Genomic DNA, 24,394 nt, shown 5'->3' on the forward strand with positions numbered 1-24,394 from the left:
ATGAGCATCACCGGCGCCCTGTCCAACGCGCTCTCGGGCCTGACCGCCACGGCGCGCGGCGTGGAAACAACCTCGAACAACGTCGCCAACGCCCTGACCGAGGGGTATGCGCGGCGAGAGCTGGAGGTTGCCGCACGAAACCTGGGCAGCGAGGGGCAGGGCGTCCGCGTGGTGGGCGTCCGGCGGATGATCGACATGACGCTGGTCGGCGACCGGCGGCTGGCCGATGCCGGTACCGGCAATCGGGATACCCGCGCCGCCTTCTACCAGGGCCTGGCGGACACGCTCGGTGATACAGGGGATGGCTCGCTGCTGGCCCGGATCTCGTCCCTGTCTTCCTCTCTGGTGGCCGCGGCGAGCCGGCCCGAGTCGACGGCGCGTCTCCAGAACGTGCTGGATGCCGCCTCTGCACTGGCGAGAGGCCTGAACCAGGCCTCCGATGCGGTGCAGACGGCACGCCAGGACGCCGACTCCTCGATCGCGTCCCAGGTCGACCAGCTGAACACCACCCTGGCCCGCGTCAAGGACCTCAACGCGAAGATCACCGAGGTCCGCAGCGTCGGCCGGGATGCCTCGGCGCTCGAGGATCAGCGCCAGACGCTCGTCGACAGCATCGCACGCATCGTTCCGCTGCGCGAGGTTCAGCGCGAGAACGGACAGATTGCCCTGTTCACCGCCGGGGGCGCCGCGCTTCTCGATGGAAGGGCTGCCGAGTTCGGCTTCACGGCCAAGCCGGGGATCGACGCCACGGATCGGTTGGCCGATGGCGCGCTCGGGGGTCTCACGCTGAACGGCCGGCCGGTGCGCGTCTCCGGTGAAACCGGGCTGATGGCCGGCGGGTCGCTGGCCGCGGCCTTCGCCATCCGGGACGAATTGGCCCCGCAGGAACAGGCGCGGCTCGACGCGCTGGCCCGCAGCCTTGTCGACCGTCTGGCAAGCCCCAGCGTCGACCCCACGCTCGGAGTTGGCGATGCCGGACTGTTTACCGACGCAGGCGGTGCCCTCGACCCCGCCGACGAAGCCGGTCTTGCCGGCCGGCTGAGCGTCAATGTCTTGGTCGACCCGTCCCGGGGCGGTGATCTCTGGTGTCTGCGCGACGGCCTGAACGCCACCAGCGCCGGACCCAGCGGGAACGCCACGCTGCTGAATGCGATTGGAGCCGCCCTCGATGCGCGCCTGAGCGCGTCTACCGGCGGCATTGAGGGCGCCTACAGCCTTGCCGGCTTTGCGACCGAAACGGTCTCGCTCGTCTCCTCGGCCTTTCTTTCGGCCGATGAAGAGGCCAGCTTCGTTGCTGCCCGGCGCGATGAGCTTCATGCGCTCGAACTGGGCGACGGCGTGGATACCGACCAGGAGCTCGAGCGTCTGCTTCGGCTGGAACAGGCCTATGCCGCCAATGCCAAGGTGATCACCGCCTGCGACCAGCTGATCAACCACCTTCTGGAGATGTAGATGACCGCGGTCTCTCTGGGCGATCTCGCCCGAACCTTCATGTTGCGGCGCCAGAACGTGGCTCTGAAATCCCAGGCTCAGCGGCTGTCCACGGAGACCGTGACGGGGCTGACCGCCGACGTCCGCAAGAAGGTCAAGGGCGACCTGGGGTCGATCAACGGCATCGACAGCAGCCTCGCCCTTCTCGCCGCGAGGAAGTCCGTGACCAGCGAGGCGACCCTGCTCGCGAGTGGCATGCAGAATGTGCTGTCCGCGATGAACAAGTCGGCGTCGGATCTTGCACTCGATCTGACGAGCCTCTCTCCCAACGGCATGAAGATGACCACCGATCAGCTTGGCACCGCAGCGGAGGACGCATTCCGGTCGGCCATCTCGGCACTGAACACCCGGATCGGCGATCGCTCGATCTTTGCGGGAAACGAACCGCAGTCCGCTGCGGTCGCGGATGCCGATGTAATCCTCGCGTCGCTGGAAACCGCAATCGCGGGCGCCGCCTCGGCGGCGGATGTCGAACAGGCGGTTTTCGCCTGGTTCAACAATGCGGGCGGATATGCGGCGATGAGTTGCCAGGCCGCATCGCTGGCGCCGATCGCGGTCTCTGCGACTGAAAACGTGAAACTGCAGGTGACGGCGCAGCACTCCGTGATCAAGGAGACGCTGAAGGGCCTCGCGCTGGCCGCCATGCTGAACCGCGGGGCGCTGTCCGGCTCGGATGCCGGCCGGACCAGCCTGGCGGAGTCGGCGGGCGCGCGGCTCCTGCAGGGGCAGACGGACCGGATCGACCTCGCCGCCCGCATCGGTATGGTCGAGGAGCGGATCGAGGCCGCCGCCACGGCGAATGCCGCCGAGACCACCTCCCTCCAGATCGCGCGGATCGAATTGCTCGGCGTGGACAGCTATGAGACGGCGACCCAGCTCGAGGCGACGCAGACGCAGATCGAGACGCTCTACAAGCTGACGACGCGGCTCAGCCGTATGAGTCTGGTGGATTACCTGTGATGCTGATCCGGCTCATCCTCGTTTTCCTCTGCCTTGCCCTGCCTGTGGCCGCGGCCCCGATCCGGATCAAGGACCTCGTGCGGTTCGACGGCGTGCGCGGCAATGATCTGGTCGGCTACGGCCTCGTGGTCGGCCTCAACGGAACCGGGGATGGCTTGCGAAACTCGCCCTTCACCGAGGACATCATGTCCAACCTGCTCGAGCGGCTGGGCGTCAACGTGACCGGTGAGGAATACCGGCCGAAGAACGTCGCCGCCGTCTTCGTGACGGCGACGCTGCCGCCCTTCGCCCGTGCCGGAACCCAGATCGACGTGACGGTCTCCGCAATGGGCGATGCCAAGAGCCTGCTCGGCGGAATGCTGGTCATGACCCCGCTCAACGGGGCGGACGGACAGATCTACGCGGTGGCGCAGGGCGCGATCATTGCCGGCGGGATCTCGGCCGAGGGGCAGGCGGCGCGCGTCGTGCAGGGCGTCCCCACGTCGGGAACCATCCCGGAGGGAGCCCGGGTGGAGCGCGAGGTCGAGTTCGACTTCGCCGGCCTCACGAACATGCGGCTTGCCCTTCGCACACCCGATTTCACGACGGCGGGGCGGATCGAGGGGGTGATCAACCGGGAACTCGGTCGAGGGGTCGCCCTGATGCTCGACGCGGGGACGGTGGCCCTCGACCTCGGGGCAGCGCGGGCGCGATCGCCCGCGCATGTGCTGCAGCAGGTCGAGAACCTGACCGTCGAACCCGAGACGGTTGCGCGCGTCGTGGTCGATCAGCGATCGGGAACGATCGTGATGGGCGAGGATGTCCGCATCAGCCGGGTCGCCGTCGCGCAGGGCGGTCTGACGCTGCGGGTGGAAGAGCAGCCGATGGTGGTTCAGCCCAATCCGTTCAGCCAGGGCGAGACGATCGTGGTCCCCCGCACGTCCGCCTCGATCGAGGAGAACCCGGGCAGCGGGCTGGCGGAGATCCAGGGCGAAACCACGCTGTCGCGAGTCGTGGCGGGGCTCAACGCGCTTGGGGTGGCACCCAACGACATGATCGACATCCTCAAGAGCATCCACGCGGCTGGCGCGCTTCACGCCGAATTCATCGTCAGATGAAGCCGGCGACCGGTCAGGCGCGCGACCGAATCGAGAAGCGCGTCGTCGCCGAAGGGCTTGGTCAGCACGGCGGTGTGCGCCATGCTCTCCGCTTCGGTCACGAAGGCATCGCCCGTGGCGAACAGGATCGGAAGATCCGGGTGCCCGGCGCGCGCGGTCATGGCGAGGTCGATGCCCGACATGTCGGGCAGGCCAAGGTCCACCAGCATCACGTCCGCCCCCTGAGCCGCCAGCAGAGAAAGCGCTTCGGAACCCGCGCCCGCCTCGGCCACCTCGCAGCCGGCCTCGCGGAGGCCTTCGACCAGGTTCATGCGGATGATGACATCGTCTTCGCAGACGAGGATGCGCAAGCCGGCAAGCCCTTCGGGCTCATCCTTGCCGTTGGTCCGGCCCGTTGAGAGGACCTCCCTGACCTTCCGAGCCAGCGCTTCCTGCGTGTAGGGCTTGCTCAGCAGGTGGATGCCGCTGTCGAGACGCCCTCCATGGACAATGGAGTCCTGGGTGTATCCCGAGGTGAACAGGACAGGCAGGTTCCGATGGAACGCCTGCGCCCGGTCTGCAAGCTGCCGGCTGTTGAGCCTGCCGGGCATGATGACGTCGGTGAAAAGCAGGTCAATGCGTGCGCCGCTCTCGAGCAGCGCAAGGGCGCGGTCTGCGTCCGGCGCCTCGAGCACCCGGTAGCCGAGGTCCCGCAGCAGGCCGGCGGCGGTTGCCCGGACCTGTTTATCGTCCTCCACCAGCAGGATCGTCTCGGACCCTCCGGTCATCGGTCCGGTCGCGAGGGACCTTGCCACATCCTCGGCTTCGAGCGATCGCGGAAGATAGAGGGTGATCGAGGTTCCGGCCCCCGGCTCGCTGCAGATCCTGATGTGGCCGCCCGACTGCTTGACGAACCCATATACCATGGACATCCCGAGGCCGGTGCCGCGCCCCTCGGCCTTGGTGGTGAAGAAGGGCTCGTAGACGCGGTCGATCACCTCGGGGGCCATGCCGCAGCCGGTGTCGGTGACGGTCAGCGTCACATATTCTCCGGGCTCCACATCGGGATGGGCACGGGCATAGCTGCGGTCGAGGCAGCCGTTGCCGATCTCGATGGTCAGCCTGCCCCGCCCCTCCATCGCATCCCGGGCGTTCAGCGCGAGATTGAGGAGCGCGGTCTCGACGTTCGACGGATCGACACAGGTGTTCCAGAGATCGGCGGCAACGAGCACCTCTATCTCGACGCCTTCCCCCACGGCGCTCCGCACGATGTGATTCGCGTCATGGAGGAGCCTGCCGAGGTGGATCACCTGGGGCGCCAGCGGCTGGCGCCGGCCGAAGGACAGGAGCTGCGAGGCGAGCGTGGCGCCCCGCTCCACCGCGCGCAGCGCCTGATCAAGCCTCGGCCGCGCTTCGGAGCCAACCGGCAGCGCCCGCATGGCCAGTTGCACGCTTCCGCTGACCGTCTGCAGCAGGTTGTTGAAATCGTGCGCAATTCCGCCCGCCAGGTTCCCGATCGCCTCCATCTTCTGGCTCTGGCGGAGCGTGTCGTTCAGCGCCTCGAGCTCGCGGTTGCGCTGCTGCACCCGCTCTTCGAGTGTCGCGTTCAGGTCGGCGATCGCCTCCTCGGCCAGCTTGCGGTCCTCGATGTCGGTATTCGTGCCGACCCAGCGCACGATCCGCCCCTCGTCCGAGCGGATGGGCAGCGCGCGGGAGATATGCCACCGGTGCGCACCGTCGTGCCTGCGGATGCGCAGCTCCTGCTCGAACGGGCGGCCGGTCGCGATGGCGTCCCTCCAGACGTCCTCGGCCCGCGGGCGGTCGTCCGGATGCACCACCGCCATCAGCCCGTCACCGATCAGCCGCTCGGCCGGAAGGCCGGCGTAGTCGCGAAGCCGATCGTTGAGCCAGTCGAGATCGCCCTCGGGAGTTGCCGTCCAGACATGGTTCGGCACGGTCTGGGCCATGAGCCGGAAGCGTTCCCGCGTCTCGATCACCTCCGCCTCTGCGAGCTTCTGCCCGGTGACGTCGTGGCCTTCCACGAAGATGCCCCGCATCGAGCCATCGGGCCCGCGCAGCGGACACATGATGAAATCGACATATCGGCGCTGGACCCCGTCGGGCCTTCGCAGCAGCACCGGGGCCTCCCGCCGGGTGAAGGCGGTTCCGGTCTGGTAGACCTCGTCCAGCAGTTCGTGAAACCCCTGCCCCTCCAGTTCGGGAAGTGTCTCGCGAACGGTGCGGTTCAGCAGGTCGCGCTTCCCGACCAGCTGGACATAGGCCTGGTTCACCATCCGGAAGATATGCTCGGGACCCTCCAGCACGACCATGAAGCTCGGCGCCTGGTCGAACACGCTGCGGAAGAAGTCCACCGCGCTGCCGAGTTCGAGGTTCTCGCGCGCCACCGCCTCGGCGCGCTGGATCATCCGCGCCTGGTCGCTCGGCTGGGTCGCGATCCGCTCGGCGCGGTAGATGGCCGTGATGTCGTTGGTGTTCTGAAGGATGAACTCGACCCGGCCGTCCGCATCCTTGATGGGGGTGTTCGTCGCGCTCCAGAACCGGTCCTCCAACTGGCTGTCGCGTCCGGGGATCGGATAGGGGATCAGCGGAAGGTGGTCCGGGCGCCCCTCATCCAGAACCCGACGGAAGGACGAGCGCAGCATCTGATGCGGGATCGAATCGGGATCCGCGGGAAACACGTCCGTCATCATGTGCCCGACGATTTCTTCCCGCGTGCGGCCGGTGGCGCGCAGATAGGCCGCATTGGCCCAGATCATGACCAGGTTGCGGTCGAGCAGGACGTAAGGTGAAGGGTCGTCGGCAAAAATCTTGTCGAGGGCGACGAGCATCAGGGCTCTCCGTTGGAACCCTGCAGCCAGGGTTGGGGCAGGATGACGATGTTCCGGACAAGGGTAAAGATCCGAAGTGCGGCGACAAGCCGCAGCCTCCCTTCGGCCGGCAGGCGATGCTATGGTCGAACGATGAAGCCGCCCCTTCGTGACACCGAGCCTGACCCGCCCTCCCTCTATGACGGGGTCCCGGCGGAGGAGGATCTTTGGTTCGTGCCAGCCGATCCCTTTCAGGAGGAGGTCGGACCGCCCCTGCCGCGATCCGATCGGCGGGATCTGCTGCGGGCGGCCGAATGGCGGCGGGCCGAGGCATCTCTTGCGGCCGACCTTGGCCGGGTCGCCCAGCGTCTCGGGGCGCTGGACGAGAGGGTGCGCCGGGCACCGGTCGGCCTGCGCGAGCGCCTGGGCGTGGTGGAAGCGGCAGAATTCAGCTGGTGGGCGGGAGACCGCGTCACGCCGGACCGGCTCTCGCTGTGGATCGCGCTCCGCCTCAGCGGTCCGCAGGAGGACAGTCTGGCGCTCACCCGTGCCGGTTGGGCGGCCCGCCGGCTGGTCTCCGGTCCCGGCCCGGCGACCGGGATTTCGGCCTTCCTTGGCCGGGGGCCGGCGCTTGATCGGGCGCTGGACTGGGAGGCGGTGGATGCGGCCTCGACCGGGATGCACCCGATCACCCGGGCGGCGCTGGTGTTCCACTCCTGGAACCTGATCATCGGCGATGCCGGTACCGCGCCCATCGAGGCTGCGGTCGTGGCGGCGCGGCTGGCCGCGGCGGACGGACGATCCGGCAGCTTCCTGCCGCTTGCCTCCGGCGGCAGTGCCGCCCTGCGTCCCGGTGGCACCCCCGAGGAGCGGCTGGCCCGCTGGTATGCAGGGGCGGAACAGGCCTCGCTGGCGGCTCTCCGGCTGCTCGATCAACTTGAGGAGTGGCGCGACAGGGCCGCGGACGAGATCTCGGGCCTCTCCGGGCGCACGCCCTCGCGGCTGCTCGACGCCTTCGCCCGCTGGCCGCTGCTCTCGGCGCCCGTCGCCGAGGCTGAAACGGGATCCTCCCGCGCGGCCGTCCAGCGCAACATCGACCGGCTCGCGGCCCTCGGCCTCATCCGCGAGGTCACCGGACAGGAGCGCTTCAGGCTCTGGACCGCTCGCCTTCAGAAATAGCTGCGGACGAGCGCGCCGGAAATCAGGCTCCAGCCGTCGGCGACCACGAAGAAGGCCAGCTTGAACGGCATGGAGACGACCGCCGGCGGCACCATCATCATGCCCATCGACATCAGGACCGCGGAGACGACGAGGTCGATGATCAGGAAGGGCAGGTAGATCAGGAAGCCGATCTCGAAGGCGCGCTGGATCTCGGAGAGCAGGAAGGACGGGACGAGCAGCGACAGGGGCGAGTCGATCGGCTCTCCCGTGCTGTCCGGCCGCAATGCCTGAAGTGCCGCGAACGTGTCGCCGTCGATGCGTCCCGCCATGAAGCCGCGGAACGGGGCGAGGCCGGCGGTCAGCGCCTCCCTCAGGTCGATCTCGTTCCGAGTCAGGGGTTCGACCCCCTTGACCCAGGCCTCGGTGAAGACCGGGTCCATCACATACCACGTCAGGAACAGCGCCAGGCTGATGATCAGCATGTTGGGCGGGGCCTGCTGCAGCCCGATCGCCTGGCGAAGGATCGAAAGCACCGTCACGATGAACGGAAAGCAGGTGATCATCATCGCCAGCGCCGGCACGAGGCTGAGCAGCGTGATGAGCGCGATCAACTGGATGCTGCGGGTGGTCAGAGACCCGCCGTCGCCGAAATCGACCGGAAGATCCTGCGCGGCCGCGGGCAGGGCTGCCACGATCAGCAGAAGGACGGCCGGCAGCAGCCTCATCAGAGACCACCCCGCAGGTTGGCGACTTCCGTCAGGCGCACCGCAAGCTGGCCGGCCTGCTCGCCCTCCAGTTCCGTAAGCTCGCCCCGGCCGATCAGCCGGTCGCCGACATAGAGCTCAACCGGATCGTCCACGCGCCGGTCAAGCGGCAGCACCGCATCGCGCTGCAGGCGAAGGAGTTCGCGCACCTGCGGCCGGGCGCGCCCGACGGAAATGCAGATCTCGATCGGGACCTGGCTGAAGGGATTCTGATCGGACTCATCCATGGCGGATCTCCTGCTCGCTGAGGTCAAAGAAGTTGCGCACGGCGAGGGCGATCTCGGCGACGGCGCGATCGAGATCCACCTGCGTCTCGGCCGCGCCCAGACGCAGGGAGACCTGACCTTCGCCCAGCGTCGGCTCGTCCACCAGCGTGAGGGGCAGCCCCGTCGCCTCTTCCAGCAGCGCCTCCACCGCCGGCCGCGAGGCCGGATTCAGCATCAGCGTTACCGGTGCCTCCGCCATCTGTTCGGCAAGCGGCATCAGTGTTTCGAGCACGATCGGCGCGAGCGCCTCGCGCGCCACATCCGGCAGGATGCGACTGATCACGGCGGCAAGCAGCGGCTCAACCGCGCGCAGGACGTGCATCCGGGCCTCGTGGTAGGTGAAACCGAGAGCCTGCATGGTGCGGGCAAGGTCGCTTCGCATCCGCGCCTGATCCTCGGCCTGGGCAGTGGTGGCATCCTCCCAGCCGGCGCTGTAGCCCTCCTCGTAGGAGGCAAGGCGGCCCTCTTCCAGGGTGGCGGCGTCGGTCACGATGACCTCGGCAGCTTCGGGCAGGTCGGTCTCGAAGACCTCCAGTCGCAGGGCCATCACGAGCCCTCCCGCTGTGGTTCCATCCAGCCGCGCAGGATCTCGACGGATTCGGCCTGGCGCTCCTCGATCAGCCGGCGGAGCCTGGCGACCGGATCGGTATCCTCATCGAGATCGAGAGGATCGGAGGTGACCATCGCGAAGTTGGGCAGGTCGTTGCCGTCGTCAATCTCGCCGGTCAGCGCGCTGCCGTCATCGACAGCCGGAAGGGCCAGCGGGGCAAGGGGTTCCGGCAGGCGCGGCGGCGTGGTGAGGATCGGCCGGACCACGAACAATCCGAGCACAAGCGCCACCAGCCCAAGAACCCCGATCTGGATCGCGCTCATGAGATCGAAGTTCTCCATCGACGACAGCAGTCCGGCCTCGGCGAGCGTCCCGAGTTCGGGCGGCGTCTCGAACGCCAGGGACCGAAGCGTCAGCCGGTCGCCGCGCTGCTCGTCCAGGCCTACGGCGGAGCCGACCAGTTCGCGCAGCACCTCGAGTTCCTCCTCGGGGCGCGGCTGCCATGTGACGGTACCATCCGGCCCGACGGTCTTCATGCCATCGACGAGCACGGCCACCGTGATCCGCTTCACGGCGCCGGGCTGGCGCAGCAGTTCGCGCTGCCTCTGCGAGACCTCGAAGTTCACCGTCTCCCGCGTCTCGCTGGAGTTCGTCTTGCCGCCCTGGCCGCCCGCGGCATCCCCTTCGGGCAGGTTCGACGCCACGGTGACGTCAGGCGAGGGCTGGGTAGAGGAGCTTGTCCTCTCCTGCGTCTCCGACGAGATCGGCACGCGGCCCTGAGGGTCGAAGCTCTTCTCGACAATCGATTCGCTGGCGGTCTCGACATCAACGCTCACCTCGACGACGGCCCGTCCCGGACCGACGCGGGCCTCCAGAAGCCGCTCGACATTCCGCCGCATCTCGGTCGCGCGACCCTCGCCGGCGGCCGCCGCCGCGTCCTTCTCGTTGCCCGAGAGAATCAGCCCGCCGACGCTGTCGATCACCGACACGTCCTCCGGCTGCATGCCCGCGACGGCCGAGGCGACCAGATGCTTGAAGGCCCGTGCCTGTTCTGCCGCCAGGGTCCCGCCAGACGTCGTGACGGTCACGCTCGCCGTCGAGCGCGCGTCCCGGCGGAACGGCTGCGAGGGGTTCTGCGCGATGTGCACGCGGGCGGCCTTCACCTGGGGCGTCGCAAGGATGGTGCGGGCAAGCTCGCCCTCCTTCGCGCGGAGGTAAGCGGCGTCGAACATCTGCGAGGTCGTGCCGAAACCCGACAGCCCGTCCAGCAGCTCGTAGCCCGCGGCGCCCGTTGCCGGCAGACCCTCCGCGGCAAGGGTCATCCTGACCTGGTCCCGCTGCGCGGCATCCACGTGGATCGAATCGCCCCGCACCTCGTAGGCGACGCCCTGCGCCTCCAGCGCCGAGATCACCTCGCCCGCGGCCGACCCTTCGAGACCCGCGTAGAGCAGGGCCATCTGCGGCTGGCCGGACATGCGGGACAGCCCGAATATCGCGAGAAACATGGCGATCGTCGTCCCCGCGATGATCGCGCGCCGACGACCGTCGAGGCTGCTCCAGATTGAAATCAGGTTCTGCACTTCGGTCTCCGAAACTGGCTGGCTTCTGCCTCGCCGGCTCAGGAATGACGGATGTGGCTTAACAATCGGTTAGGAGGATCAGGCTTATAGATCGGCCCGTCGAGAGGACGGAGTCGATCATGACGGACGTGGGGGATTCCCAGGGCGAGGTGCCGAGGAAGCGGTCGAAGCTGCCGCTTGTCCTTGGGTTCGTGCTTGCGCTTGCGCTGGGCGCGGGCGGGTTCTACGCCACCTGGTCGGGCCTGATCCTGGCCCCCCCGGCCGAGGGTGCGGATCATGCGGCGGAACCGGAACCCGCCGCGCTGCCGGATCTCGCCTTCGTGCCGATCGAGCCGATCGTGATCAGCCTCGGTCGCGGCTCGTCGATGTCCCACCTGCGCTTCACGGCGCAGCTTGAAGTGTCGAAGACGGCGGCTCCCGAGGTGACGCTGCTGCTGCCGAGGATCCTCGACGTGCTGAACGGCTATCTGCGGGCCGTGGAGGTGTCCCGGCTGGAGGATCCCGCCGCACTGGTCGAACTGCGGGCGCAGATGCTGCGTCGCATCCAGATCGTCACCGGGGAAGGTCGCGTGAGGGACCTTCTCGTGACCGAATTCGTGCTGAACTAGGAGGTGGGAGTGGAATTCATCGCGGATATCCTGATGGCCGGCGGCGCGTTTGGCGCGGCGCTCTACTGTTACGTCCTGTCGCAGCGGCTGAAGCGGTTCTCGACGCTCGAGGGCGGCATGGGCAGCGCGATTGCCGTGCTCTCGGCGCAGGTCGACGAGATGACGCGGGCGCTCGAGAAGGCGCGTGGGGCGGCCGTGGTCTCGGCCAGCTCGCTCGAAACCCTGACCGAGCGGGCAGAGGGCGTGGCCGTTCGGCTGGAACTGCTCCTCGCGTCCATGCATGACCTGCCCGACAAGCCGCCAGAGCCGCGGGCGGACGCCGATGCCGAGGCGGAACGCCGCCTGCGCTTCGTCCGCCGCCGCAGCCTGCGCGAGGATGCGGAGATCGGCTCATGAGCGACCGGAGCCGACATCGGGCGCGAGGCGCCCTCGTGCTGCTTGCGCTCCTGCTGGCCTCGTCGGGCGCGATGCGGCTGGGCTCCGGTATCGGGGCCGCCATGGCGCGGGCGCCGGAGAAGCCTGTCGATGGCGCACCGCTCACCTGCCCCGAGCCGCCCCTGGCGTTGGCCGAGGCCCTTCGCGAGCGCGAAGCCCAGGTCCGTGCGCAGGAGGATTCCATGAAGGAGCGCAAGGCCGCACTCGACCGTGCCGACCGGACGATCCGGAAGCGGCTCGATGAACTTGCCGCGGCTGAGGCGGAACTGTCGGAGACGCTGGCGCGTGCCGACGGCGCCGCGGAGGGCGATCTCTCCCGGCTCACCTCCGTCTACGAGACCATGAAGCCGAAGGAGGCGGCCGCGCTCTTCGAGGCCATGGCGCCCGAGTTCGCGGCCGGCTTCATCGGTCGGATGCGGCCCGAACCGGCGGCCGCGATCCTGTCGGGCATGTCGGCCGAGGCGGCCTACAGCGTCAGCGTCCTTCTTGCCGGCAGGAACGCACTCGCTCCCACGGAGTGAGGCTTTCTTAACTGCGCCCTGCGAACCTCGCGGGCAACAGAAGCGGGAGTATCGGAATGTTCGGGATCGTCGGCATCGTTGTGATCTTCGTGATGGTGTTCGGCGGCTACATGCTTGCCGGCGGCAAGCTCGGGATCATCCTCAAGGCGGTGCCGTTCGAGATGATCATGATCGGCGGGGCTGCCGTTGGCGCCTTCCTGCTTTCCAACGACATGTCCGCCGTCAAGCAGACGCTCAAGGACATCGGCAAGGTGTTCAAGGGGCCGAAGTGGAAGCCGTCCGACTATCGCGACCTGCTCTGCCTTCTGTTCGAGCTGGTGCGGATCGCGAAGGTGAACCCCGTCGGACTCGAGGAGCACATCGAGAACCCCGAGGATTCCTCGGTCTTCGGACGGTATCCGAGGATCCAGCACGACCATGAGGCGATCGAGCTGATCTGCGATACGCTTCGAGCGGCATCGATGAACTACGATGACCCGCACCAGGTCGAGGAGGTTCTCGACAAGCGCATGGAGAAGGCGCGGGCACACGCCCTTCATTCCAGCCATGCGCTGCAGTCGATGGCCGACGCGCTTCCCGCGCTGGGGATCGTCGCGGCAGTGCTCGGCGTCATCAAGACCATGGGCTCCATCGACCAGCCTCCGGAGATCCTGGGCAAGATGATCGGCGGCGCCCTGGTCGGGACGTTTCTGGGCGTCTTCCTCGCCTACGGCATCGTCGGCCCGTTCTCGGTGCGGATGCGGGCGGTGGTCGAGGAGGATGATCACTTCTACAACCTCATCCGCGAGGTGCTGATCGCCAACCTGCACAACCATCCTGCCAACATGTGCATCGAGGTGGGGCGGCAGAACACCCCGCATCACGTGCGCCCCAGCTTCACCGATCTGGAAGAAGCCTTGAGGGCGCTGAAGCAGGAGGCCGCCTGATGGCCCGCCTGTCCCGCGCGGCGGCACTGTCGGCCGCGGTTGCCGCCCTCTGTCAGGGAGCGCTCGCCTCCGAGGTGGCGATCCGGACGGGAGAGCACCCCGGCTTCACCCGCGTGGTGGTCGAGGATCCGTCGATCCGGCACTGGCAGCTTGGACGGACCCCAGAGGGCTACGCGCTGCGCCTCTCTCCCGGGCAACGCAGCTTCGATCTTTCCAAGGCCTTCCGGCTGATCAACCGGAAGCGCCTCGCCTCTCTGCGCGCGGCGTCCGAAAGCGACCTGCATCTCGGCATCGGCTGCTCCTGTCACGTGGAGCCTGTCGAGGTCCGGCCCGGCGTGATCGTCCTCGACATCCATGATGGGGCGGCTCCCCCGGAATCGACGTACGAGCGACCGCTGCCGCCGCCAGGCACGCCGGCGCTGGCACAGGTGCGACCGCGCTCGCGTCCCGCTGCTCCGACGCAGGCATATGATTGGCGGAAGGCCGATGCGCCCCAACCGACCGTCGAGTTGCAGGTCGGAATGAACCAGCCTGCCGTGGACGCCATGCGGCAATCGCTCGTCGAACAGCTGAGCCGCGGCGCCGCGGCCGGAGCCGTCGACTTCGCGACGGAGGTGCCACCCGCGCCGACCCGCCCCGAGGATGATGCGCCTACGCCTCACATGCAGGTGCTGCGCGAGCCCGGCTTCGAACCCGCCGCCGCGGATCGGCCGCAGGAGCATCTCACTGCCGCAGGGTCGGACTGCATCGCCGACGACAGGATCGACGTCACGTCCTGGAGCACCGAGGAACCTGTCGCACGGCAGATGGCTACCGCGCTCGCGGGGCTGACCGGGGAATTCGACGACATCCAGCCGGAAGCGCTGGGGAAGGCGGTCCGCTTCTACCTCAGTCTGGGCTTCGGTGCGGAAGCGCGGCAGCTGCTCGCCACATTCCCGGGAGTTGAGAGCGACAGGCCGGTCTGGGATGCCTTGGCGCGGATCCTTGACGGTGAACGGGTGCCGGAAGGTGCGTTCGCCGGCATGGCAACCTGCGACACGGCGGCGGCGCTGTGGTCGGTCCTCTCGGATCCCCCCTCCGGCACCCGTTCCGTCAACAGCCCCGCCGTGCTGAGGACCTTCTCCGCGCTTCCGACTCACCTCCGCCGCCACCTCGGGCCGCGCCTGGCCGAAGACTACATGGCGCGCGGCGATCCCGCCGGCGCCCGTGCCGTGCAGGATGCCGTATTACGCGCGCCAGGGGATGCCGGTCAGGCCGCCGTCCTGACCGAGGCGCGCCTGGCCGTGGCCGAGGGCAGGCCAGAGCCGCTGGAGCAGCTCGCCTCCGTCAGTGGACAGAGCGGGCCGACGGGCGCGGAGGCGCTCGCCCTGCTTGTCGAGCGGCAGGTCGCCGCTGGCAAGACGCCGACCGCCGAGGACGTGATCGCGCTCGCCGCCATGCTTCACGAGAATCCGGGGTCGGAGATCGGCAGGCGGCTGGGCCGCGCCTACCGCCTCGCTCTGGCTGCGACCGGTGATTTCGAGACGGCCTTCGCGCGTCGCGATCTTGCGCCGGAGGCGGATGCGGACGTCTGGAGGCTTCTCGCGGATGCCGGACCCGACAGCGAGCTCCTGGCCCAAGCCGTCCTTGCAAGGGAGGACAAGGTTCCCGATCTTCCCGTGGCCACGCGGCGGAAACTGGCTGATCGTCTGCTCGGTCTTGGCCTCGCAGCCGCGGCAGAACGCTGGCTGGATGCGGCCCCCGCTACGGAGCCGGAGGATCGCCTCCTTCTCTCGAGGATCGCGCTGCAGGAGCGTGACGCCGCGAAGGCGCTGGGAACGCTCGCCGGGCTGGAGGGCGAGGAGGCGAACAGGCTGCGCGACACCGCGAGGAGCCGGCTCCCTGCCACACCCGCCGGGAGGGTTCCACCCGCACTGCCCGTGCCCACTGCGGTTCCCGAATCGCCCGCGCCGCTTCAGACGCAGGGACCGGCTCCGGCCGCGACGTCGATCGACGGGGAACTCGCAGGCCCGCTCGCGAGAAGTCGTGCACTGGTCGAGGAGAGCGCGTCGGACCGCTCGCGGATCGAGGCGCTGCTGGGTCAGCCGGGCCAATGAACGTAACGATTTCCTAGTACTCCTCGCCGATACTGCGGAAGCAAACCGGAACAAAGGGTGAAACCCTGATGAGCGATGTCGGCTCTGCGCGAACGGCCATGAGAATATGTGCCGTCGCGGTCGTCCTTCTGTCAGCTGCGTTCTCCCACAGCGCCGGGTCGAGTGCCCGCGATGCGGGGCTTTGCGAGGATGCGGCCGCGCTGGCCGCGCGGGAAACCGGCGTGCCGCGCGATGTGCTTATGGCCATCACCCTGACAGAGACGGGGCGCTCGCTGGAGGATGGAAAGCTGAAGCCCTGGCCCTGGGCGGTCAACGTCGCCGGCGAGGGGCACTGGTTCCCCAGCCGCGCTGAGGCGGAGCACTTCGTCGAGGCGACCATCCAGTCCGGCCGAAGCAACTTCGATGTCGGGTGCTTCCAGTTGAACCACCGCTGGCATGCCGGAGCGTTCGCCTCGACCCGCGAGATGTTCGACCCCCGGGCGAATGCGGTTTACGCCGCGCGGTATCTCAAGGACCTGCAGGCGAAATCGGGTGACTGGTCAATGGCTGCCGGAGCATATCACTCGGCGACACCGGATCTTGCCGCGCGCTACCGCGACCGCTTCGACCGGCTCTATGCGGGGTTGCCGGAGACCGCGGCACCGGAGCCGGGAGCCGTTCGCGTAAACGGCTATCCGCTGCTCCGGGCAGGCGGTGTCGGAGCGGTGGGCTCGCTGGTTCCGCTCGATGGCGCGCCCAGACCCCTCTTCGGGAATTGACGCAATGCCCGGATCGTTCTCGCCCCGCGACCTGTTCCAGCCAACCGTCCTGCTCGCGCTGGCGCTGATGGCCGTCATCGTCATGATGGTCCTTCCAATTCCGGCCTGGATGCTTGACGTCGGCCTGGCACTTTCCTTCGCACTCGCCATCCTCATGTTCACCGTGACGCTCTTCATCGAGCGTCCGCTGGACTTCTCTGCCTTCCCGACCATCCTTCTCGCGTCGCTGATGCTGAGGCTGTCGCTCAACATCTCGTCGACCAAGCTCATCATCGGCAACGGGCACACGGGAACCGACGCGGCGGGACATGTCATCGAGGGTTTTGCCAGTTTCATCATGAACGGCAGCGTCATGATGGGCGTCGTGATCTTCTGTGTCCTGCTCATCGTGAACTTCGTGGTCATCACGAAGGGCGCGGGTCGAATGGCCGAGGTCGGGGCACGGTTCGCGCTGGACGGCATGCCCGGCAAGCAGCTCGCGATCGACAGCGACATGTCCGCCGGCGCGATCGACCATGCCGAGGCCAAGCGCCGGCGCGAGAAGGAGCTGGCGGAGACCAACTTCTTCGGCTCGCTGGACGGCGCGTCGAAGTTCGTGAAGGGTGATGCCGTTGCCGGCCTGCTCATCACCGCGCTCAACATCGTCGTCGGCCTTATCGTCGGCGTGTTCATGCATGACATGCCAGTCGGCCGGGCGTTCGAGACCTATGCGATCCTGACGATCGGCGACGGTCTGGTGAGCCAGATCCCCGCCGTGATCATTTCCATCGCCGCGGCGCTCCTCCTCGCCCGCGGTGGCGGTTCCGGATCTGCCGACGTCTCGTTCTTTCAGCAACTCGGTCGCTACCCGGGCGCCCTGGGAACCGTGGCTCTCCTGATGGCTCTGTTCGCACTGGTGCCGGGATTGCCCTTCGTCCCGTTCATGATCGCCGCCGTGGCATTGGCGGCCCTGGCCTACATGGGATCGCGGAGGGTCGAGACTCCCGCGGAGACAGTGCACGAAGCCGAGAAGCCGCTCCAGCGTCCGATGGGGGATGTCCTCGACTTCGACGACATCCACATCGAGTTCGCGCCGAATCTTGTCGGCATGGTGCTCGATCCCGCGACCGGACTCGACGCGCGCATCACCAACATGCGCAATCACATCGCGAGCGCGTTCGGCCTCATCCTTCCCGAGATCCGGGTGACCGATGAGGTGATGCTGCCCCCCGGGACCTATCGCATCCGCCTGCAGGGGGTCGAGCGCGTGCGCGACCGGCTGATGCCGGACCGTGCGCTCGTCCTGCTGATGGAGGGAGTCGATGCGCCGGAAGGCGTGGACGTGCGCGAGCCCGTCTACGGCGCGCCCGCACGCTGGATCCTGCCCGACCATCAGGAGGAGGCGGCGCTGGCAGGGCTGACCGTCGTCACGCCCGCCGAAGTGCTGGCAACGCATCTGCTGGAGATCATGAAGGGCAATCTCGCACGTCTTCTGACTTTGAAGGGCCTGCGGCGGTTGCTCGACGAATTCGTCAACCTGACGGATCGCGTCCGCGCCGAGGCAAACCGCCGCCTCCTCGACGAGCTCGTTCCGGATCGCGTCCCGATGGATCTGCTTCTCAACGTGCTGCGACTCCTGCTCGAGGAGCGGGTGTCGATCCGCAACCTGCCGCTGATCCTCGAGGCGATCGCCGAGGTCCGGACGCTCAACTCGCCCGAGGCGATCTGCGAACACGTCCGCCAGCGGCTGGGTTTCCAGATCGTGGCCGAGCTGAAGCGCGAGGATGGAACGATACCCCTGATCCAGCTCGCACCGGAATGGGAGAAGACCTTCCTGGCCCATCAGATCGAGGCGGACCGCGGCCTCCGCGATGTGGCGCTGCCCCCCGAGGCCTTCAGTCGCCTGGCGAACGGGCTGGCAGAGCGGCTGGCGCGGGCCGCAGATCACGGGATCCAGCCGGCGCTCGTCACCTCGACGCTGCGTCGCCGCTTCCTGAGGGCGGTGGCCGCGGCGAAGGGTCTGGGCGTGCCCGTGCTGTCCTACGACGAGATCGGCACGGAAGCCCGCGCCTCGATGGTGGGCACCGTGCCGGCATGACGCCGCTGATCGAAAGCCTGACCGAGCTCGCGGAGATGGCCCAGGCGCTGTTCCGGTCCGGCTTTCTCGTGTTCCTGCGGGTGGGCGCCGCAATGGCGATCCTGCCTGCATTCGGAGAGATGGCGGTTCCCCAGAGGGTGCGTCTTGCGTTGGCCCTGGCCTTCACCGCCGTGGTGTTCCCCGCGGTGGGCGAGCGTGTGCCAGACTTCGATGGCTCGATCACGCTTCTTCTGACCGAGACCGTGGCAGGGCTCATGCTTGGAATGGGCCTGAGGCTGTTCGTCCTTGCCCTCCAGACGGCAGGATCGATCGCGGCTCAGGCCACATCCCTGGCCCAACTGTTCGGCGGCACCGCAGGCGAGCCGCAGCCGGTCATCGGCAACCTCCTGACCATGGGGGGGCTCGCCCTCGCGGTGGCAAGCGGTCTTCACGTGCAGGTGGCGGAGCTGTTCATTCTTTCCTACGACCTCCTGCCGGCCGGGCGCCTGCCGGATGCGGTGGATGCCTCGGCCTGGGGGCTTGACCTGATCGCCCGGACCTTCACGCTGGGCTTCAGCCTGGCCATGCCCTTCGTGGCGGCGTCCTTCGTGTTCAACGTCGCGCTGGGCATCATCAACCGCGCCATGCCTCAGCTGATGGTGTCCTTTGTCGGCGCCCCCGCCCTGACCTTCGGCGGACTTGCCCTGCTTCTCCTGTCGGCACCGGCCGCACTCGCGCTCTGGCTGGAGGCGCTGGCGAGGTTCCTCGCCTCGCCCTTCGGGCAGGCCCCATGAGCGAGTCCGACCATGAGGAAAAGCCGCACGAGCCATCGCAAAGGCGGCTGGATGAGGCGCGGCGGAAGGGAGAGATCCCGAAGTCGCAGGATCTTGCCACGGCATCAGCCTATGCGGGCTTTCTTTTGGCCGGCCTGTGGCTTGGCAGCCGGACCATGACGGAGCTGGGTACGGTCGGGGCGATCCTTCTCGGCCAGGCGGACGGTCTGTCGCGGCAGTTCCTGGGTGCCGGGACCGCGCCGACCGGAGATTTTCTTCTCAGCGTCCTGATCCCCGTCGGCCCGATCCTTCTGCTGCCGGCCGCCGCGGCGATCGGGGCGATGGCGGTCCAGCGCTCGATCGTCGTGGCCCCCGAGAAGCTGCAGCCGAAGCTCGAGCGGATCTCGCCGCTGGCGGGATGGCGCAACCGCTTCGGGCGCAATGGCCTGTTCGAGTTCGCAAAGAGCTTCGTCAAGCTGCTCGCCGTCGGCCTGCTGTTCGGGGTCTGCGTCGTGCAGCGCTCCGAGGAGATCCTGGGCCTGCTCCGCATGGAGCCGCGGATCGCAACGGCCGTCATGCTCGACCTGCTGCTGGATTTCCTGCTTCTGGTGGTGCTTCTTTCGGCAGCCATCGGGGCGGGCGACTATCTGTGGCAGCGGGCAGAGCATCTCCGGCGCCACCGGATGTCCAGGCAGGAGCTGGCGGACGAGATGAAGGACTCCGAGGGCGACCCTCATGTGAAGGCGCAGCGGCGGCGACAGGCCATCGACGTGGCCACGAACCGGATGTTGCAGGACGTCTCGAAAGCGGATGTGATCGTGGTGAACCCCACCCACTACGCCGTGGCACTGCAGTGGAAGCGCGGCAGCCGTCGCGCGCCTGTCTGCCTTGCCAAGGGCGTGGACGAGGTGGCGGCCCGCATTCGGGAGCGCGCTGCAGAGGCAGGCGTTCCCATCCATCGCGATCCGCCGACCGCGCGGGCGCTTCACGCCTCGGTCCGCATCGGCGAGGAGATCCGGCCGGAGCACTATCGCGCCGTCGCGGCCGCGATCCGGTTCGCCGAGACCATCCGGCGCAAGGCAAGGGGACGCAGACCATGAAACACCAGAAGGAAATCGCGCGGCTCGAAGGGCTTGCACAGATGATCCTCGACGTCCGACTGGCCGAGTTGCAGCGTGCCGCCAGTCTTCGGCAGGAGAGTCTGGATCGGCTTCAGGCGCTGGAGTGCGCCCCGGCCGACGATTTGGATCCCCTCTTGGCTGCCAGGGCGAGCTTGCGCTATCAGGCTTGGGCCGATCGGCGGCGGGCGGAGATCAACCTCGTCCTCGCACGGCAGACGGCGGACTGGGCAACGAAGAAGGCCTCGGCCGGGACCGCATTCGCCCGTTCCGAGGCCCTGAGGCTTCTGAAGGCGAGGCTCGGCTGAGCCGGGGCTCAGCTGTCCTGCCGCATGATGTCGACGATCAGCACGTCCTTGACGCGGGGGCCGAGAACGGACTGTGCGACCTCCAGCAGCGCCCGACGAAGGACGACAAGATTGGCCGCCTCGGTGAAGGACCCCTCGAAGCCGCCTGCATTGGCGTGATCGAACAGCACGCGGAGCATGCCATCGCGCAGCTTGGGCTCCACCGCATAGACGTCCTCGGTCCCGCCATGCGGCACTTCGAGGCTCAGGGACAGGATCACCATCGCGGCCACCCGGCCCCCTTCAAGGACCGGGACGATGAACTGATTGTTCAGCTTGGCATATTCGGGACGGTCCTCCGGATCTTCCGCGCTCGCGTGACCGTCGGCCGGCGCGACCTCGTGGGGTTTCTCTTCGGCTGCCGCAGCCGCCGGTTCCGGAGGTTCCGGCGCCGGCCGCAGCAGGATGCCTGCGCCCGTGCCCGCCGCGAGGCCCACGGCTGCCAGCAGGAGGGGAAGGAGAAGCCGCAGCATGGTCAGAACGGCAGGATGATGTCGGCCACCTGCTGGCCATAGCGCGGCTGCTGAACGTCGGTGATCTGGCCGCGCCCTCCGTAGGCGATCCGTGCGCCCGCGATCTTGTCATACGTGATCTCGTTCAGCCGCGAGATATCCTCGGGGCGGACGTAGCCGGTGACGATCAACTCGCGCAGCTCGTAGTTGACCCGGACCTCCTGCTGGCCTTCGATGCGAAGGACGCCGTTCGGCAGTTCCTCAACCACGGTCGCCGCGATCCGCAGCGTGAGCTTTTCCTTCCGCCGCACGGAGCCGTCGCCCTCGTAGCTCGACGAGGAACTCGTCGAGACGGCATCCGCCATCGATGCCCCATCAGGCAGATGCTTGTCGATCCGCTGGGGCAGCCCGAAGAACGAGGGGATGCCGAGACTTTCGTCGCCGGACCGGCTGCGCCCGGTGGTGTTGGAAATCTCGGCCCGGTCATCGATCTCGATCACGACCGTGAGGATGTCGCCCCGTTGCCCGGCGCGCCGGTCACCCAGAAGCGAGGTCCGGTTCGCGTTCCAGAGGGACGAGGTCCCGGTCGGGCCGGGGTTGCCGACATCCTGGGGGATCGGCAGGGCGTACATGGCATGATGCTGGAAGCTGCCCTCGACCGGAGTGAAGGACGGCGCCTTGCCGACCTCCTCCAGTCGGGAACAGGCCGGGATGACGAGCAGAAGCAGGATCAGACGACGCATGGGATGTCCTTCAGGAGCCAGGTCCGACGCGTACCGACCCGTCTTCGGCAATGCGGCCCGAGACGGTGGTGCGGGACGAGAGGTTCATCACGCGGATCACGTCACCGACGCCGCCGCGCGCCAGCGCGCGACCCTCGGCGCGGATGTCGAGCGCGCCGAGCGCATAGGCGAGCGGCACGATCTGGTTGCGATCGACGATGGCGGGAGGCCCGATGTCGGCCGCGCGAACGGGCCGGCCGGCATACAGCGCAACCCGCGCCTCCTGGCCGACTGCCTGCAGCATGTCGGTGAGGGCGCCGGGAATGTCATCCGGCTGCATCGCGAGATCCTCGGGCCCGAGCACCGAAAGCGCCCGGACGGTGCGCGCCGCGACGACGGAGTCCGCCTGGGCCGCGCCGGCAAGCAGCAGGAGAATGACCGCGGCGCGCATCACTTCACCTGCGCCGTGGCTGCGAGCATCTGGTCCGCCGCCGTGATGACCTTGGCGTTCAGTTCATAGCCGCGCTGGGCCTTGATCAGTTCCGTGATCTCCTGCACCGAGTCGACGGAGCTTTCCTCCAGATAGCCCTGCCGCATCGTTCCCAGGCCGTCCTCGCCCGGTGTGCCCTCGATCGGCGGGCCGGACGCGGCCGTTTCGGTGAAGAGGTTGGAGCCGATCGCTTCCAGGCCCTTCTCGTTCGTGAAGCTGGTCAGCATCAGCTGTCCAAGCAACTGGGGCTGCACCTGGCCGGTGAAATAGGCCCAGACCTCGCCCGATCCATCGACCGAGATGCTCGCCGCGTCTTCGGGAATGGTGATGCCGGGCGCCACCTCATGTCCGTCGGACGTGACGATCAGCCCGTCGCCCGTCCGCTTGAGGGCACCGTCGCGGGTATAGGCGGCCTGGCCCGACGGCAGCGTGACCTGCAGATAGCCGCGGCCGTCGATGGCGATATCAAGATCGCCCCGGGTCTGGCTCAGCGCCCCCTGCGCCAGCACCACCGAGACGGATGAGGGCCTGACTCCCATGCCAAGCTGGACGCCCGTCGGCAGCATCCGGCCATCCTCGGCGCTGACGGTGCCGGGGCGTGCCACCTGCTGGTAGTGAAGGTCGGCGAAATCCGCGCGCCGAGCGTTGTAGCCGGTGGTCGACATGTTCGCGAGGTTGTTCGAGATGACATCCACGCGCATCTGCTGCGCGCTCATGCCGGTGGCCGCGATCTGAAGCGCTTTCATCGCTTACTCCCCGAGTATCCTGACGGTGGTGCGGATCCGGTCGTCCTCGCGGTCGAGGAAGCTCTGGCCCAGTTCGTAGGCCCTCTGCACCTCGATCATGCGCGAGACTTCGGAGACCGGATCGACGTTTGACTCCTCCAGCGCGCCCTGGACGAGCGTGGCACCTTCGGCCGGCTCCACTCCGCCTTCTGCGGAGAAGAGCGTGCCGCCCTCGTGGCGCAGGTCGAGCGGGTCGGACGCCTGCCAGAGCCCCACGCGCCCGATCGGCTGCCCGCCGGCCGAGAGCGTCCCGTCGGCGGCCAGGGTGATCCCCGTCGCGTCGGGCGGAACGAAAATCGGGGCGGCGCCTTCGTCGAGAAGGCGGTCGCCCTGTGCGTTCACCAGTTCGCCCTCGGCCGAGGGGGTGAAGCTGCCCGCGCGCGACAGACGCTGGCCGGCAGGCGTCTCGATCAGGAAGAAGCCCTCGCCCTGGATGGCGAAATCGAAGGTCCCCCCGGTGTGCGCCAGCCCGCCGGCCGAAAGGTCCACATGGCGCGCGCTGGCGCTTGCCATCGACAGCGAGGGTTCGGCGTCGAGACGTGCCACATGTTCGGTGAAGACGACACCCTCGCGGCGGAAGCCGGTGGTGGACAGGTTGGCGATGTTGTTCGCCACGCTCTGCATCTCGCGCATGAGGCCCGCCTGGCGGGTGAGCGTCGTGTAGCCGGCGGCATCCATCTCAGCGCCCCTCGATCTGCGGGATGATCTGATCGGTGAAGAAGGCAACGAGCGAGGTCGTCATGAAGCTCATCGACGCCCAGAACACGAGGAGCATGGCGCCGACCTTCGGAACGAAGGTCAGCGTCATCTCCTGAACCGAGGTGAGCGCCTGGAACAGCCCGATCACGACCCCTGTGACGAGCGCCACCGCGAGCAGGGGCGCCGAGATCACTACCGCGATCCAGAGCGCCTGCCGAAGCGCGTCATACAGCGCGAGTTCGCCCATCAGACCGGCATCCTCAGGATTTCCTGATAGGCCTCTACCACCTTGTCGCGCAGGGTGACGGCCGTCTCGACCGCTGTCTGGGACGCAGCCAGGGCTTCGACCAGGGCATGCGGATCGGCCTTGCCCGTCATGGCGGCCCGGGCGGTATCCTCGCCCTGGGCCAGCGTTTCCGCGAAGCTTTCAGCCGCGCGGGAGAGCGCCGCGCCGGCCGCGCCTGGCTGCGGCTGGGGCGCCGCGGCCGTGCGAGCCTTCGCGTAGCTCTCGGTTGCGATAGAGGTTCTGATGTCCATTCTGGCACTCCTTCTAGCGGCGCAGGAGATCGAACAGGCCCTGCGTCATCTGCCGCGCCTGGTCGAACATCCTGAGGTTCGCCTCGTAGCTGCGCTGCGCTTCGCGCGCGTCAGCGATCTCGATCACCAGATCGACATTCGAGCCGTCGTAGTGACCGGTGTCATCGGCCAGAGGATGGCCGGGGTCGTAGATCTTCTGAAGGTCGCTCCGGTCGAGCCGAACGGGTCCGGTGGAGACGGCGCCGCTGTCCATGTCCTCGTGAAAGCTTACCGTCTTGCGGTGGTAGCCCGGCGTGTCGGCGTTGGCGATGTTCTCCGACACGTGGCGGAGCCGCAGCGCCTGCGACCGCATGCCGGAAGCCGAGAGACCGAGGGACTGGAGGAGGTCGCTCATG

The 24,394-nt window shown here is 68.0% G+C and carries 27 protein-coding genes; 14 read left to right on the plus strand and 13 right to left on the minus strand.

The window, feature by feature from the left end; all coding sequences use genetic code 11:
- The 3 genes from flgK to CK951_RS16030 are packed head-to-tail and all read left to right on the plus strand — an operon-like array spanning window position 1 to window position 3,548.
- Window positions 1-1,452 carry a flagellar hook-associated protein FlgK gene (gene flgK, locus CK951_RS16020; protein ID WP_096787071.1) on the plus strand — a complete coding sequence of 484 codons (1,452 nt, stop codon included), beginning with the start codon at window positions 1-3 and terminating at the stop codon, window positions 1,450-1,452.
- Window positions 1,453-2,451: a flagellin gene (locus CK951_RS16025; protein WP_096787072.1), complete on the plus strand. Its 999-nt coding sequence runs from the start codon at window positions 1,453-1,455 to the stop codon at window positions 2,449-2,451.
- A complete protein-coding gene (locus tag CK951_RS16030; protein ID WP_096787073.1) occupies window positions 2,451-3,548 on the plus strand; it encodes a flagellar basal body P-ring protein FlgI in 1,098 nt (365 codons plus the stop codon). The genes CK951_RS16025 and CK951_RS16030 overlap by 1 nt, the downstream gene beginning before the upstream one ends.
- Here the strand turns inward: CK951_RS16030 and CK951_RS16035 are convergent.
- Window positions 3,524-6,376: a PAS domain-containing protein gene (locus CK951_RS16035; RefSeq protein ID WP_096787074.1), complete on the minus strand. Its 2,853-nt coding sequence runs from the start codon at window positions 6,374-6,376 to the stop codon at window positions 3,524-3,526. The two genes, CK951_RS16030 and CK951_RS16035, sit on opposite strands and share 25 nt — an antisense overlap.
- A 132-nt stretch (window positions 6,377-6,508) precedes the next feature.
- Between CK951_RS16035 and CK951_RS16040 the strand changes: the two genes are divergently transcribed.
- Window positions 6,509-7,534, plus strand: coding sequence for a MarR family transcriptional regulator (locus CK951_RS16040; RefSeq protein WP_096787075.1), 1,026 nt, complete (start codon window positions 6,509-6,511; stop codon window positions 7,532-7,534).
- Here the strand turns inward: CK951_RS16040 and fliP are convergent.
- From fliP to fliF, 4 genes are read right to left on the minus strand one after another with little or no spacing between them, the layout of a single operon-like run.
- Window positions 7,525-8,241: a flagellar type III secretion system pore protein FliP gene (fliP, locus tag CK951_RS16045; protein WP_096787076.1), complete on the minus strand. Its 717-nt coding sequence runs from the start codon at window positions 8,239-8,241 to the stop codon at window positions 7,525-7,527. The two genes, CK951_RS16040 and fliP, sit on opposite strands and share 10 nt — an antisense overlap.
- On the minus strand, window positions 8,241-8,507 hold the full coding sequence (locus CK951_RS16050) for a FliM/FliN family flagellar motor C-terminal domain-containing protein (RefSeq protein ID WP_096787077.1): 267 nt from the start codon (window positions 8,505-8,507) through the stop codon (window positions 8,241-8,243). Before CK951_RS16050 ends, fliP begins: the two co-directional genes overlap by 1 nt.
- Window positions 8,500-9,093: a flagellar biosynthesis protein gene (locus CK951_RS16055; protein ID WP_096787078.1), complete on the minus strand. Its 594-nt coding sequence runs from the start codon at window positions 9,091-9,093 to the stop codon at window positions 8,500-8,502. The genes CK951_RS16050 and CK951_RS16055 overlap by 8 nt, the downstream gene beginning before the upstream one ends.
- Entirely contained in the window at window positions 9,093-10,676 is a 1,584-nt protein-coding gene (gene fliF, locus CK951_RS16060; RefSeq protein WP_198402374.1) for a flagellar basal-body MS-ring/collar protein FliF, read from the minus strand. Before fliF ends, CK951_RS16055 begins: the two co-directional genes overlap by 1 nt.
- 119 nt (window positions 10,677-10,795) lie before the next feature.
- Here fliF and fliL point away from each other — a divergent pair, with 119 nt between their 5' ends.
- From fliL to CK951_RS16110, 10 genes are all read left to right on the plus strand, one after another.
- Window positions 10,796-11,284, plus strand: coding sequence for a flagellar basal body-associated protein FliL (fliL, locus tag CK951_RS16065; protein WP_096787080.1), 489 nt, complete (start codon window positions 10,796-10,798; stop codon window positions 11,282-11,284).
- Between the two features lie 9 nt (window positions 11,285-11,293).
- Entirely contained in the window at window positions 11,294-11,680 is a 387-nt protein-coding gene (locus CK951_RS16070) for a hypothetical protein (protein WP_096787081.1), read from the plus strand.
- Window positions 11,677-12,240: a MotE family protein gene (locus tag CK951_RS16075; RefSeq protein WP_096787082.1), complete on the plus strand. Its 564-nt coding sequence runs from the start codon at window positions 11,677-11,679 to the stop codon at window positions 12,238-12,240. Before CK951_RS16070 ends, CK951_RS16075 begins: the two co-directional genes overlap by 4 nt.
- Before the next feature lie 56 nt (window positions 12,241-12,296).
- Window positions 12,297-13,166, plus strand: a complete 870-nt coding sequence (motA, locus tag CK951_RS16080; protein ID WP_096787083.1) for a flagellar motor stator protein MotA — start codon at window positions 12,297-12,299, stop codon at window positions 13,164-13,166.
- Window positions 13,166-15,262, plus strand: coding sequence for a hypothetical protein (locus CK951_RS16085; protein WP_096787084.1), 2,097 nt, complete (start codon window positions 13,166-13,168; stop codon window positions 15,260-15,262). The genes motA and CK951_RS16085 overlap by 1 nt, the downstream gene beginning before the upstream one ends.
- A 68-nt stretch (window positions 15,263-15,330) precedes the next feature.
- The gene (locus tag CK951_RS16090; RefSeq protein WP_096787085.1) at window positions 15,331-16,020 is read left to right on the plus strand and encodes a transglycosylase SLT domain-containing protein; all 690 of its coding nucleotides are present in this window, start codon (window positions 15,331-15,333) and stop codon (window positions 16,018-16,020) included.
- Window positions 16,021-16,024: 4 nt separating this feature from the next.
- Window positions 16,025-18,097 (plus strand): flagellar biosynthesis protein FlhA, encoded by a 2,073-nt coding sequence (gene flhA, locus CK951_RS16095; protein ID WP_096787086.1) that lies wholly within the window; start codon window positions 16,025-16,027, stop codon window positions 18,095-18,097.
- On the plus strand, window positions 18,094-18,870 hold the full coding sequence (locus tag CK951_RS16100; protein WP_096787087.1) for a flagellar biosynthetic protein FliR: 777 nt from the start codon (window positions 18,094-18,096) through the stop codon (window positions 18,868-18,870). The genes flhA and CK951_RS16100 overlap by 4 nt, the downstream gene beginning before the upstream one ends.
- On the plus strand, window positions 18,867-19,949 hold the full coding sequence (flhB, locus tag CK951_RS16105) for a flagellar type III secretion system protein FlhB (protein ID WP_096787088.1): 1,083 nt from the start codon (window positions 18,867-18,869) through the stop codon (window positions 19,947-19,949). The genes CK951_RS16100 and flhB overlap by 4 nt, the downstream gene beginning before the upstream one ends.
- Window positions 19,946-20,275 (plus strand): hypothetical protein, encoded by a 330-nt coding sequence (locus CK951_RS16110; protein ID WP_096787089.1) that lies wholly within the window; start codon window positions 19,946-19,948, stop codon window positions 20,273-20,275. Before flhB ends, CK951_RS16110 begins: the two co-directional genes overlap by 4 nt.
- A gap of 8 nt (window positions 20,276-20,283) precedes the next feature.
- On the opposite strand, the gene CK951_RS16115 is transcribed toward CK951_RS16110, so the two are convergent.
- The 8 genes from CK951_RS16115 to flgC are packed head-to-tail and all read right to left on the minus strand — an operon-like array spanning window position 20,284 to window position 24,393.
- Window positions 20,284-20,787 (minus strand): flagellar basal body-associated FliL family protein, encoded by a 504-nt coding sequence (locus CK951_RS16115; RefSeq protein ID WP_096787090.1) that lies wholly within the window; start codon window positions 20,785-20,787, stop codon window positions 20,284-20,286.
- Window positions 20,788-20,789: 2 nt separating this feature from the next.
- Window positions 20,790-21,509: a flagellar basal body L-ring protein FlgH gene (flgH, locus tag CK951_RS16120; protein WP_096787091.1), complete on the minus strand. Its 720-nt coding sequence runs from the start codon at window positions 21,507-21,509 to the stop codon at window positions 20,790-20,792.
- Window positions 21,510-21,519: 10 nt separating this feature from the next.
- On the minus strand, window positions 21,520-21,939 hold the full coding sequence (gene flgA, locus CK951_RS16125) for a flagellar basal body P-ring formation chaperone FlgA (protein WP_096787092.1): 420 nt from the start codon (window positions 21,937-21,939) through the stop codon (window positions 21,520-21,522).
- On the minus strand, window positions 21,939-22,724 hold the full coding sequence (gene flgG, locus CK951_RS16130; protein WP_096787093.1) for a flagellar basal-body rod protein FlgG: 786 nt from the start codon (window positions 22,722-22,724) through the stop codon (window positions 21,939-21,941). The genes flgA and flgG overlap by 1 nt, the downstream gene beginning before the upstream one ends.
- Before the next feature lie 3 nt (window positions 22,725-22,727).
- A complete protein-coding gene (locus CK951_RS16135; protein ID WP_096787094.1) occupies window positions 22,728-23,441 on the minus strand; it encodes a flagellar hook-basal body complex protein in 714 nt (237 codons plus the stop codon).
- Between the two features lies 1 nt (window position 23,442).
- On the minus strand, window positions 23,443-23,709 hold the full coding sequence (locus CK951_RS16140; RefSeq protein WP_096787095.1) for a flagellar biosynthetic protein FliQ: 267 nt from the start codon (window positions 23,707-23,709) through the stop codon (window positions 23,443-23,445).
- On the minus strand, window positions 23,709-23,999 hold the full coding sequence (fliE, locus tag CK951_RS16145; RefSeq protein WP_096787096.1) for a flagellar hook-basal body complex protein FliE: 291 nt from the start codon (window positions 23,997-23,999) through the stop codon (window positions 23,709-23,711). The genes CK951_RS16140 and fliE overlap by 1 nt, the downstream gene beginning before the upstream one ends.
- Before the next feature lie 13 nt (window positions 24,000-24,012).
- Window positions 24,013-24,393 (minus strand): flagellar basal body rod protein FlgC, encoded by a 381-nt coding sequence (flgC, locus tag CK951_RS16150; protein WP_096787097.1) that lies wholly within the window; start codon window positions 24,391-24,393, stop codon window positions 24,013-24,015.
- Between the last annotated feature and the right edge of the window lies 1 nt (window position 24,394).

Origin of the sequence: Rhodobacter sp. CZR27, assembly GCF_002407205.1 — a bacterium.
In the GTDB taxonomy this organism is placed as follows: domain Bacteria; phylum Pseudomonadota; class Alphaproteobacteria; order Rhodobacterales; family Rhodobacteraceae; genus Cereibacter_A.